The following is a 13,983-nucleotide window of genomic DNA, read 5'->3' as shown; positions in this document are numbered from 1 at the left end:
TGCTTGCGGATCCATCGCCCTTACGTCTTCTTCGTGAAGCAAAAAGAAATCAGGATCAAAATAGCTGACGCCATCAATCACGCCGGCATAATATGGCGTCTTACAGCCCCAACGCTCTGCCGGAATCGGGCCGATTGACGAACGCCCCTCGGATAGTAACGACCAATATGATTCCAATGTATCTGCTCCAGGGAATCGGCAAGAGAGTCCGACAACGGCAATACCTTCTGCATGAGAGTCCGGTGACAAAATCGCTGGCGCCTGAATCTGAGGTATAAGAGCTCGATCCTCCGCAGGAACAGATGCCTCCGCCTCTATTTTGTTCTCCAAAGGTGCTGATGCATCCGATATCCTGCCTCCGAATAAAGCGGACAGCCTTTCGGAATAAGAACCGATCAGCCAATTTGCAAACCTTTGAATTGTCGGGTATTCATATAGAATCGATGGATCGAGCGCTGCCTCTAATTTGCGGTTTATACGCTGGAGCACCTGTGCCAAAATGATCGAATCCACGCCATAATCCTGAAACAACCCGTCAATCTCGAAGTCTTCACGATCTATTCTCAGCTCTTCGGTAAACAGATCAACAAGCCAGGACTGTGTTTCAGATAATAATCCATCACATTTGGAAACTTCATCGGCCTCTTCAATGTCTCTGGCTGGCGGGCTCTGTAAAGCAGCTTCCTGCAAACCGCCCTCATGCGGTTTCCTCCTCTTCATCAGCAGTTCCGGCTCCCAGTTTGTTTGATTCGCCATTGCAGGGAGAACAACCGGTCCGAACATTTTCGATACAATTTGATCTAGAAAACGTAAGCCTTCTGAATTCGTAATGCTGAACAAGCCGCTGTCCCGATACGCTTGATTTGTCACTTCACCCATACCGGTTTCTTTCCAGTTCGGCCACTGAACACTGATGATCGGCACATGTTTCTGATGTGCTTCTGCAAAATAATCCATATAGCTATTGGCCATCGCATAGTCAGCTTGTCCTGCCGAAAGCTCCGGAATAATGGCTGAAACAGAAGAAAATAAGACAAAAAACTGTAAAGGCTCGTTACACACATGGCGATATAACGTTATAAGACCTGACACCTTAGGTTCCAGCACCCGCTGGATATCATCTGAAGTTTTTCGGATAAATGCCAGCGTATCCATATCCGTCAGACCTGCACAATGAATGACACCGCCAATCGGTCCTAATGTTCTCTTGATATGTTGCAGCGTTTGCTCAACCTGAGCATCATCAGATAACGTCAGCGACAGCATCTCCACCTGTACACCCTTCGCTTCTAGCTCCCTCACTGCCTGGATTTTCTGGGCAACTGATGTGTTCGAGGTGTCAAAACGAGTCCATTCCTCTCGCGGAGGAAGCTGTTCTCGTCCGGTCAGCACCAGTTTTTTCACTCCATAGCACTCTGCAAAATGACGGGCGCATAATAGTCCGATGCCTCGTGTGCCGCCTGTAATGAGAAGCACATGATCTTTCGGGAAGACCGCGCTCTGTTCCGTGGCCTTACCTGTTTCCGGATGAACTTTTAGAAAAGCTTGATACCGTAAACCATCTCTGTAGCAAACCTCGGCATCATGAGAATCGGAATAAAACTCATCAGCGATCAACTTCGCGAGACGGCGATGATCAGTAACCTCCTCAGCATCCATATGCCTTGATATAAGATGGCTGTACTCGCATTGGAGCATTCGATACAACCCAGCCCGTGAGGCGCCAGCCATCCGGACAGATGTGTTTTGAAACGATTCGAGCCCCTTCGTCACACAAAGCAGCCTGAGCCCCTCTTTATGCCCGAATTCAACCAGTCTTTGCACCCATTCAATCCAATCCAGCCGGCCCTCATCATCTTTACCGCATCCGATGACATCCACTAGGCCGTCAAACTCTTTCCAATCAATGTCTGACTGATCATTTTCTATCCGGCTCACATCTATTAAGAGATGATTCGGAAAATACGAAGACACTTCTGCTGCTAAATCTGCTGTCTCATGATTGCTCAGGATGGCAACAGTTCTTGTCCCCGGCACTGCTGAGCCAATTGGACTCAAACTCCATTGTTTCGTCAAAAAACATGGGGCGCGATCTTCAATCGCATTAACCAGTACTTTTTTGTCTCTTTCTGAATGTTCCTTTGCCGGCACCCAATAGTGATCCTTCGCAAACGGATATGAAGGGAGGCTGATCAGGCGCGGTTTGGTCTCTTCGTATAATGTGTTCCACTGGATTGAGACCCCTTTGACCCATAAATCAGCAAGTTTGGCGTATTTTCTTTTTCTGATCCAAGCATCAAGTGCCAACGCCATATCTTCATCTGCTGTAAAAATAGTTTGGGTCTCTTTATTTCGATGAGACTGTCCCCGGAAAAATTCGTCTGTTTCTTCCTTACCGTCAACAAACGCCTGCAGTTTCTCTTCAAGTTCCTGCATCGTCCCCGCAACACACGCCAGACGCTCATCCATTTCTTCGCGCCCGACTTGCAGGGTGTAAGCGATGCGGTGCAAATCCTGATCTGTATATTTTTTATTGCGAATCGCCTCAAGCAATTGCGAAGCACGATCCATCAGCCTGCTTTTATTTTTAGCCGACAGCACAATTACGTTTGGCTGTTCTGTAGCCGTGTGTTCTGAATTTGCTTTTGGCATATATTCTTCAATCACAATATGCGCGTTTACTCCGCCAATCCCAAACGAACTGATTCCGGCACGGCGCGGAAGCTCGTTTCCGTCACGATCTGTGACAGACTTCCATTCCTGTTTTTCCTGAACGATGTAAAACGGACTGTCAGTCAGCTGAAGATAAGGATTAAGCGTCTTGCAATGCAGGCTTTTCACTAACGTTTTATGCTTCATTTGCAAAAGCACTTTGATCAAACCGGAAATACCTGCTGCTAGCTCTAAATGACCGATATTGCTTTTAACTGAGCCGATGCCGCAACGGTGATCCGGAACATCCGGCTGGCTCTCGCCTCTCATATTGGATAGTTCCTTAAACGCGGCTTTCAGCCCATTTATTTCAATCGGATCGCCCAATTCCGTCCCTGTTCCATGTGCTTCGATATATGTGACAGTGCTTGGATCTATGCCTGCTTGGCGATATGCACGCACCAACAAATCAGCTTGTGCTTTCGGATTAGGCGATGTCAGGGTATTGGCTCTTCCGCCGTGATTTTCCGCCGTGCCCCGAATAACGCCGTAAATATGATTTCCGTCGCGCTCGGCATCTTCCAGCTTTTTCAACATGACCATTCCGACCCCTTCGCCTCTGACATAGCCATTCGCATCGGCAGAGAAGGTTTTACACCTGCCGTCTTTGCTGAGCATCCCCGCCTTGCTGTAGCTAATATGCGCCTCCTCGGTTAAGATCGTATTCACGCCTCCAGCGATCGCCATCTCACAATCACCGTTTTGCATCGCAGTCACAGCACGGTGAATGGCTACAAGAGAACTGGAACAAGCCGTCTCTACTGGCTCGCTCGGACCATGAATATTTAAAAAATAACTCATTCTATTCGGGCCTACCGAAGGAATCATATGACCTGTAGCAGCATGGCCTTCAATTGGAAGATTCGCTCTATGGAATAGATCTTTATAACCGGTGTTTCCCGTACCGATAAAGATACCAGTCCCTGTACCCGAAAGGCTTTGCGGCGAGCAACCCGCATCTTCCAGTGCCTTCCACACGTATGTCATTAACAAGCGCTGCTGAGGGTCTACATAATCAGCTTCTCGCGGCGAAATACCAAAAAACAACGGATCAAACTCTGCGACACCATCAATAAACCCGCCCCATTTGATGTCGGTTTTATTGACGTCAGTGTCTGGGTTTCCATAATGCTCCCGCCAATCCCATCGATCTTTTGGAACTTCTGTGATGCTGTCTTTTCCTTCTTCTAGGTTTTTCCAAAATTCGTCTATATCCATAGCGCCAGGGAATCGGCCGCTGATGCCGACAATTGCAACCGGCTCAAAATCGGCAGCCTGCTTTTTGTTTCTTTCTGCTTTTGCAATAACAGGCTGTGTAAAGCGGCGCTTTCTACGTGATGTGATTTTCGGCGCTTCAGGGGATTTTGTCTGTAACTCTTCCTGCCCCTCTGGTTTTTCGCGCTCCTGAACCAGGGTGTCCTCATGTTCAGCAGTCAAATACTCAGCCAGGCTTTGGATGCTTCCATATTCAAAGAAAATGGTCGGTGTTAGCTCCAACTGAAATTCTTCGTTAATCTTGTTTGTAAAAACCGTAAATGTAACGGAATCAAATCCGTATTCACTCAGCTCTGTATTGACATCAATATCTTCACTATTTACTTTTAAAATTGCACTGACCATGTTGCTTAATGATGCCTCCAGGCTGCTTAAACTGTGCACTAAGTTTGTTCTTTCATCTATGCCTTTAGCAGTAGCATCTTGATTCCATTCGCCCTGATACGCAGCAACTATATATTCAGCCAGGCTTTGGACGCTACCATATTCAAAGAAAATGGTCGGTGTTAGCTCCAACTGAAATTTTTCGTTGATCTTGTTTGTAAAGACAGTGAATGTAACTGAGTCGAATCCGTACTCACTCAGCTCTGTGTTGACATCGATATCGTCTGTGTTTACTTTCAAAATTGCGCCAACCATCTGGATTAAGGCTGCTTCCAACTTTCTAGTTTGTCCTTGATCCTGATCCGCCTTTCTCTGATCGTTCCGCTTGGCTTTCGATCCTGCGGAAAGCAGTTTTTGTTTCATTTTCTGAAGCTGTCCTTCCATCACAAAAACTTGCGGCTTATCAGATACTATCCCTTGATAAAATGCTTTCAAGCCACTATCTGTCGGCATCGGGACCATTCCCGTCGTTTTCAGCATTCTCTTTTCATCTTCAGCGCCGACTTGCATACCGCCTTCTTCCCATAACGGCCAATTGAAGGAAATGGTGGAGCCGAATCTCTTTTTTGATGCCGCAAGAGAACGGCGGTATTCAGCAAATGCATCCATAAACGAATTGGCTGCCGCATAATCGGCTTGTCCAGCGTTTCCTAAACATCCCGAAACAGATGAGAAGAAAATGAAAAAGTCCAATGGGAAATCCTTGCTGCATTCGTCTACATGTAACAACCCGTTCACTTTTGGCTGCAATACTTCTTGAAACTCTTCATTCGTTTTATGAATGATGAAGTGATCTTTAATGCTGCCTGCACCGTGAATAATTCCATTGAGAGTGCCATATCTTTCTTTGATTTCCTCAAAAAGATGATGAACCGCATGCTGATCACTTACATCAGCCTCTCGATAGACAACCTCCGCTCCGATGCTTCGAAGAGCCTCCAGTTCGCTTTCCTTATCCTCACTTAAAACAGATCGTCCCGTCAGCACAATAGTAGACCGGCCAGTTCGATTGGCAATTTCCTTTGCAAACAGAAGGCCTAAGCTTCCTGCTCCGCCTGTGATTAGATAAAAACCTTCGTCTCTCCACGGCATGTGAAGCGTATCAGCTGAAGGAAGCACCATTTCCCTCCAGCCTTTCACAAAACGGTGTCCTGCCTCATATCGAATCTGTTTGTCAAATGGTCTCCGGCTGTCGTCTTTCAGCTTGAGGTGAAGGTCTATCATCTCTTCAGGTTTCTCAATTTCGATGACCTGAGCAGTCAGTTTGCTGAACTCTATTTCTGCTGTTTTAAACAGACCGGAAACGCCGGCAAACAATTGCTTCTCTTTTTCCAGCGGAACAATCCCTTGAATGATGATACGGCCTGCAGAAAGCTCACGGACCTTGCTTTGCAGGAGTTCAAAAATGTTCTGCATGTAACATTGATAACGTTCAGCAATATGTCCTTCAGCTTCGTTTAGAGTAATCACACGGGCATCTTTCATGTGGGAGGCAATGCTGTCTGTGACACTTCGTTCAGTTTCGAAGAGAACAATGATATGCTCCGTGTACGAAGGATCTTCGTCCTCTCGTTCTTCATTCTGTTTTTCCCACACCGGTTCAAGCATTAAGCGTTCGTGCCGTGATGAAGGCTTTGAAGTATGAACCTCCCCTTCTAATACTCTCGTTGAAAATCCTTTGATCCTGACACATACGCTTCCACTCTCGTCAATGACATCGATATCCGCTTTCTGAACAACCCCTCCGGAGTGATCGCTGTCACTTAAGCGAGCATAAGCCCACATAGAAGAAGAACACCCTTTGATCACCTCAAGTTCCTCAAGCGCAAATGGCAAAATCAACTTTTGATCCGTCAATTCCTGCATGATGCATATCGTTGCTGTCTGCAAGGCGGAGTCCATGATACTTGGGTGCAGCACAAACTGTTCATTCGTTCCAGAAACGATTTCCGGAAGCTGCAGCTGCGCCAAAACCTCTCTGTTTCCTATATTCACATTCTTAATTCCTTGAAAGGCCGGGCCATGGAACATTCCTCTGCTTCTGCCTTCTTCGTAAAATTGATCAGGCGACATCTTTCCTTTGCCGCAGCGGCGTGACATTTCAGTGAGGTCTGCGACTGGCGTTTCGGCGGCAGATGCCAGCTCCGCACTGCCTTGACTATGAATAACAGGGTCGTCCCCGTCTTCCTGTGCACTGTAAATGTCAAAGGTGATTTTTCCATCTTCTTCAGGAAAGAGACTGATATCCACTTGAGCTGAATGTCTGTCAACCACAACAGGCTGAACCCAGACTGTATGATTCAATCTGATTCTGACATCTTGGCCAATTTCACTTCCTGCCGCCTGGTTTATAGCCGCGTACACCATTTCAAGGTACGCAACACCAGGAAGCACAGGCTTTCCTCTTACCACATGGTCTCTCAGGAAAAATTCGTCACCAGTGAAAACCGAACTGAATTTCTGTTCAGAAAAATCAGATGTATTCTGATGAAGCAATGGATGAATAGAGCCGATCCCTGTCTGATTTCCGGATATCTGCGCCACCGGTTTGCGGTCATCCTGCGACGGCCAGTATCGTTCCTTTGCAAATGGATAAGTCGGCAGACTCATTCTGTTTGGGCGCTCACCCTTGTAAAGCTGCATCCAATCTATATGCGCTCCCTTGCTCCACATTTCTGCAAGCTTGTTTACTTTTCCTTTGGCCATCCACTTACGTATGAGTTCAGCGCTGTCCTCATCCTCCGTCAGCCATGAAACCTCTCTGGCATTGTGCTTACTTCCTTGAAAACAGCCTTCAATCGCTGTATTTCCATTGATAAAATCTGTGAGCCTCTGTTTTAACTCATTTACATGATCGGCAATAAAGACAACGCGATGCTCCATCGCTTCGCGCCCCACCTGAAGGGTATACGCAAAATCAGGCAGCTGGCTGTTCTCAAGCCCTCTTCTTTCCAAATAGGCCAGAATGTCTTCGGCATACTCTTGCAGCCTCTCTTTATTTTTCGCCGAGATCGGGACGATGCAGGTTCCGTCTATCTTTCCCTTATCTGAATCCCTTTTGAATTGTTCAAAAATAGCATGGGTATTTGTCCCGCCAAGCCCGAACGAGCTAAGTGCAGCCCTGTGCGTTTTGATCTCACGGCTTAACGTTTTCTTTTGATCGACGACGTAAAAAGGAGAGCTGGCTAAGTCTGTATTTGGATTCGGCTCCTTATAATTGATACTCGGTGCAAGCTCTTGATGATAAAGACTCATCACGACCTTAATGCAGCCCGCAAGACCGGCGGCTGTATCTAAATGTCCGATATTGGTTTTCACCGACCCAATGCCGCAAAATTGCGTTTTATTTGTATATTGCCTGTAAACGTTTGTTAAAGCCGCGAGCTCGATCGGGTCCCCCAGCTTCGTTCCGGTTCCGTGTGCTTCTACATAGCAGATGGATTCAGGCTGTATCTTCGTTTGATTCATGACCTGTTGGACCACGTCAGCCTGGCCTTTAACGCTTGGAGCATAAAAGCCGACTTTGTCAGCGCCGTCGTTATTTACACCAATGCCTCTCAGCAAGGCATAGATATGATCCCCGTCCTTTACTGCATCAGCTGCTTTTTTCAGCAATACAACAGCAACGCCCTCACCGCCTATCATTCCGTCAGCTGAAGCGTCAAAAGCTTTAATATGTCCATCACTCGAAAAGTTCAGCCCAGGCTGATGCACATATCCGATATTTGACTCAGTATGCAGCGTTGCACCGCCAACTAAAGCATAATCAGATTCAGCCGACAGGAGGCTTTTATAGGCAGAATGCAATCCAATCAGAGATGATGAGCAGTTGGCATGAACGAAATAGCTTGGCCCTCTCAGCCCGAGCTTATGAGAAATCATTGTCGGAATCGTCCCGCTCTGTGCAAGCACCCACGAAACATAGCCGTCCGGCGTCTCCAGGCTCTCTGTTGTATCTGACGGTAACAGCGCGCGATAAGAATTATTGCTTGCCGACATAAAAACACTGGTTTGCGGAATCTGTCCCGCAGCATAACCGGCATCTTCTATTGCTTTCCATGAATGAGTCAGCAGCATCCGAAGCTGAGGGTCCATAAATTCAGCGTCTTTAGGAGAGATTTGAAAGAAGCTTGGATCAAATCTGTCTTTCCCCTCAATTGAAGCTTTAGCAGGGACATAGTCGGCATTCTCCGCTATCTCCTTTGAAATGCCAAAGCGCTGAAGCTCTTCTTTATTGAAAAACGCAATACTTTCCTTGCCGTCTCTGAGGTTCTCCCAAAATTCATCATGATTTTTTGCCCCTGGAAATTCACACGATATGCCAATAATCGCCACACTATCGTCATAATAGTCCGGGAGATCACTCATCTCGGTAGACTGATCTTCTATATGAGCTGCCGGTTCTGTCGGCACATGGTCACTTGCATCGCCCATTCGCTGTTCAGTGATGTACTGGCTGATATTTTTAATGGTTGAATACTCAAACAGGTCTGTGACAGAAAACTCACAGGATAGTTCATGTTTGATGCGATCAGCCACAGTGACCGCGAGAAGAGAATCCCCGCCCACATCGAAAAATCCGTCATCCCATTCAATGTCACTCGTTTTCAGCACTTCCTGCCAAATGGTAAAAACAGTATCCTGAATGTTCTTAGGAGAGGTCTGCCTTTGCTTTAGCTGCTCCCCTGATAAATCGATATTCTTAAGGCTGTTTCTATCTATCTTTCCGTTCGGAGTTAACGGCATATGATCAAGCTGAATAAAATAAGAAGGCACCATATAGGCAGGCAAAGCGTTTTTCACAAAATGACGCAGCTCTCTCGCTGTGAGAGAAGCATTTGCATGTTTAGCTGTATAATAGGCAGCTAGGTTATCCATATCTGCGACCACAACGCATTCCAGAATGCCGGGATGCTCACTAAGCCTGCTTTCAATATCACCAAGTTCAATACGGAATCCGCGGATTTTTACTTGATTATCGATGCGGCCTATATATTCAATTCGCCCTCCCGGAAGCCAGCGGGCCATGTCTCCCGTTCTATAAAGCTTAGACCCAGGCTCAAAAGGGTTGTCAATGAATCTCGAATCCGTTAATTCTTCCTTTTTGTAGTAGCCCTTCGCCACACCGTCTCCTGCAATGCACAGCTCACCCGGGACACCTGCCGGCACTGGCACGAGCTGAGAATCCGTAATATAGATTTGTGTATTGGCGATTGGCCTTCCTATCGTGGCATGAGAGCATTCATCGTTAATACGCTGAACCGCTGACCAGATAGTTGTTTCGGTTGGCCCGAACATATTCCAGGCTTCGCTGCCCGTATGCAGGAAATATTGTTTTAATGTCTCAGGCAATGCTTCGCCTCCGCATAAAATTTTCACGCTCTCTTCATTTTCCCAGCCTGAATAAAAGAGCATCTTCCACGTAGCAGGGGTTGCCTGCATCACTGTCGGTTTGATCGTGCGGATGTCCCGTTTCAGTTTTTCAACGTCTTTTGTATGCTCCGTTTGACAAATATAGCAGTGTGCGCCCTTTATTAAAGGCAAAAATAATTCCAGAGCTGCGATATCAAAACAGTAGGTTGTGACAGCAAGCATTTTATCCTCTGCCGTAAGACCTGGTGTTTCCCCCATCGAAACGAGAAAGTTTGTCAAAGCTTTATGCGGTATCATGACACCTTTTGGCTTTCCTGTGCTGCCGGATGTATAAATGACATATGCCAAGTTCTCCGGCGTGACAGTGCGTGTAAGCACTTTTCGATCAGAGGCTGTTTGAGCAATTTCATCCCAATCTTGATCTAAAAGAGCTGTTGTGACACCATTCCAACTCAACGTATTTACTAATACCGATGTCGTCAGTGTAATGAAAACTTCACTGTCCTCAAGCATGTACTCCAATCGTTCAGCTGGATAGGACGGGTCTAGCGGCACATACGCTCCCCCAGCCTTGAGGATCGCTAATAAACCCACTAGCATGTCCAGCGATCGATCCACATAGATCCCCGCCAGACGGTCAGGACCCACTCCATGCGCCTGCAAATAAATGGCCAGCTGTGTGCTTCTTTCATCAAGCTCCCGATACGTCAATGTTTGACCTTCATAGCTGACAGCCGCTCTATCAGGCGTCTTTTTCGCCTGCTGCTCAAACAACTCATGAAAAGTGATATATGGATACGTTTTTCCTGTGGCGTTCCATGTTTTGAGAATCATCTGCTTCTCTGCCTCAGGTAATAAAGAATACTCTTTTAAAGGCTGAGAAGGATTCAACATCGCCTGCTCTGTTACATAAACAAAATGGTCAAACATGGCGGATATAGAAGCCGCATCAAACAGACCAGTATTGTACTTGATGTTCAGCTCCATTTTTTCTTCTGTTTCCCACAGTTCAAATACTAATTCGTATTCGCCCTCTTGGTGAATATACTCAACGAAATCGACAGAAAAGAAGTCAGCATAGCGGCTCAGCAAGCTTTGATAGCTTCCGGATTGAAGAAAATTCTGATAGAAAAAAGCGGTTTGAAATACCGGTGAACCTGCTTGACTGCGAGGAATATTCAGATCCCTCACCATTTTTGGAAAAGGATATGCTGCATGATCAAGCCCATCCAATATCGTTAATTGCAATTTTGAAATAAAGCTAGAAAATGTGTCTGCCGGGTTCAGCTCACTCCGAATCGGGAGCATATTGAGAAAATGTCCAATGGCATCATCAAATCTTTCTTCCGGCCTCACCATGGCCGGCATGCCGACGATCTGTTCCTTTTGGCCGGTGTAACGGCCAAGCAGCATCATATAGCAGCTTAAGAATACCGTCGTGACATTTACAGAATGCTCTTTCGCAAACATTCTGACCTGATTCATGAAGCCGCTGGACAGCCGCCTGGTGTATGTATCCTCTCTAAACTCAGAATCGACTGAACTTGCGCTGACCTTAGGCAGCTGAAGATTCGGCAAAGTTCCCGATAGCTGTTTCTGCCAATATGTACGATTCTTCACACCGTCTTTGCCGACAAGCATGTTTTTCTCCCATGCCGCAAAATCAAGATAAATGGCAGGAGAAACAGCTTTTTCCGGCTGCTGTCCTTTTAAAAGAAGCTGATAGGTATCAAACAGACTGCGTATAAATGTGACAGACGATACTCCGTCAAAAATCAAATGGTGAATGACAACTAATAAAAAATGCTCTTGTTCAGATCTGGAAAAGCTCACGACACGCACTAACGGGCTGTTTTCCTTTACATACGGTTCCTTTACCTTCTTTCTAAGAAAAGCAGGAATATCAGACTCTTTCAAACTTGAGATATTTTCTGTCTTGATTTCAATTGAAAGTGCTGGCTCATTTTTAAGAAATGGCACTCCGTCTTTCTCTTGGATGACGTGCTTTAAGATTGGGTGCTGATTCAATACAAGGCCAAAAGCCTGCTGGAATGTTTCATGGTGAAGCCCTGACGAAAATTTAAAACAGAGAGGTACGTGATATGCACTTTTTTCGGGTGACATTTTTTGCAATGTCCATAATCCTTTTTGAACCTCAGAGAGAGGCTGAAAAGTTGCCTGACTCCTTTCCGGTTCGGTTTTATATGTGTCTTGGTCAGCAGACAAACTGCTGAGGTCTTCATGTCCTGATAGATAGCTGGCTAAGCGTTCAATTGTAGGATATTGATGTATCTCTCTGGCTGTTAGTTTGATATGATAGTTTTTCTCAATCGATCGAATGAGCTTCATCATCTTGATAGAAGTCACACCAAGACTTTGGATATTTGCATTTGGCTCCACCCAATCGCGGGAAACATGCAGCTCCTCAGTCAAACAGGTGAGCAGATGCTTCTGTATTTCTTCCCTTACTCTTTTCACCTGGTCTGCTTGCTGTATCTCCTCATCATGGACCGCATCGTTCATCCGATTGGGTGTATGTAGCAAGTGGTCGAACTCTCCATTTTCAAATGAAGTTTTTAGCTGGGTGCGCTGGATCTTTCCGATAGCCGTTTTTGGAATCTCTTCTTTTTGTACAGGCAGCAAATATTCCGGGGTGACTCCGATCACCTGTGAGACATGGAATTGTATGTTTCTAAGAAGCTGAGACATCTGCTCATCATTTAATTTTGCGGAAGTAACAAAGAAGATAGCCAGCTGATCTGTTGAATTCTGGCCCAGACGGACAGCGCAGGCAGCAGTATAAGAAGTTTCAATTTCAGATAATTCTTCAACAGCAGACTCAATTGCATGACTGTAATAATTAATGCCGTTAATGATAATTGCATCTTTCGTACGGCCTGTTATGGTTAAGCGCCCGTTTCGCAAAAAGCCAAGATCTCCGGTTTCAAACCAGCCGTCTTCTGTAAACACACTCTCATTCAAATCAGGCCGCTGGTAATAACCGCTAGTAACAGAAAGACCCGAGACTTGAAAACGGCCGATCTCGCCCTCTTCAACCAATTCATTATGGTCATTCACAATTCTCATAGAGAAGCCGGGGATTGGAGAGCCTATTTCAACAAAATGATCATCATCACTTGTTCGAGCCCGGGTAAATTCATGAGAAAAAATAACGCCCGATGAAGTTTCGGACATTCCCCATGCAGGTCGGATAGCGTCATCGGGCAGTCCATGTGGTTCTAAAAGCTCAAGTATTCTGCGCCCTACCTTGGCTACCATTGCTTCACCGCCGTTTAGCATGTATCGCATTGAAGACAGATCCCATTTCCTATCTTTTATTTCTTCTGCAAAATCAGTGACCAGACCAAACGCAAAATTCGGCGCCCACGTAACAGAAGCTCGGTAATGATCAATCCAATCCAGCCATTTCAACGGCTCCATTAAGATTGTTTCGCTTGAGACGTTAATTTCCTGACAGCCAAGATAAACATCCCGCAAATGCAGCATTCCGATCCCTCCGACATGGTCAAACGGCATCCAGTTAAACGTAATATCCTCTCTGGTGAAGCCTTGCATTTGAATAATCCCTTTCACCATGCTCATAATGTTACGATGATTAAGCATAACTGCTTTGGGCGTTCCCGTACTGCCTGAAGTCAGCAATAAAAGCGCTAAGTCTTCGGGACTGGATTGATGCCAATCTGTGTCCGCTTCAGCGCTGATCAGATCCTCTACAGCAATTGCCCTGAACCCTTCAAGCCCTTGTTCTTTTGCCCAATCGAGCATTTCCTGGTGCATCCCCCGGTCCGTGATCACCGCTGGCTTGTCAAGAAGCGTCCATGCGTCTTTCAGCTTTTGAGTGCCGCTGCTCGATTCAGCATACGTTGGCGGAACGGCTAACGGAGCCGGAACAATCCCTGTTAACACGCACCCCCAGAACGCAGGGAGAAGCTGTGAATTGTCACCAAGCTGCAAAATCACGTTTTGTTTTGCTTTCAGGCCTGATTGGCGAAGCCCCTTCGCAATGCGCAGTCCATCATCCCATAATTGTCTGTATGATTGGTAAACTTCAGTTCCATCCGGCTGCAAATAAATGATTCCCTTTGTATCCCCAAGCTCCGCCGCCGTTCTGTATAAAACTTCAGGTATTGTTGCCGGCTGCTTTTCAGATATATGTAAAGGCTCACCATGACTGACAGAAGGATTAGCCAATATGCGGATATTATCATTATTTCTCAT

1 protein-coding gene (running past one end of the window) is annotated in these 13,983 nt (G+C 46.2%); it reads right to left on the bottom strand.

The annotated features are described in order from the left end of the window. Positions 1 to 13,983, bottom strand: partial view of a polyketide synthase PksJ gene (pksJ, locus tag WA279_RS06855; protein ID WP_336154762.1) — the 5' portion only. The gene continues 1,140 nt to the left of window position 1, outside the view; the window shows 13,983 of its 15,123 coding nt (coding positions 1-13,983); the start codon lies at positions 13,981 to 13,983; the stop codon falls past the left edge of the window.

Origin of the sequence: Bacillus sp. 204(2023) (genome assembly GCF_037027505.1) — a bacterium.
Lineage (GTDB): Bacteria > Bacillota > Bacilli > Bacillales > Bacillaceae > Bacillus > Bacillus subtilis.
The sequence above is the reverse complement of the archived record's forward strand: the minus strand, read 5'-3'. Positions and strand labels throughout refer to the sequence as shown.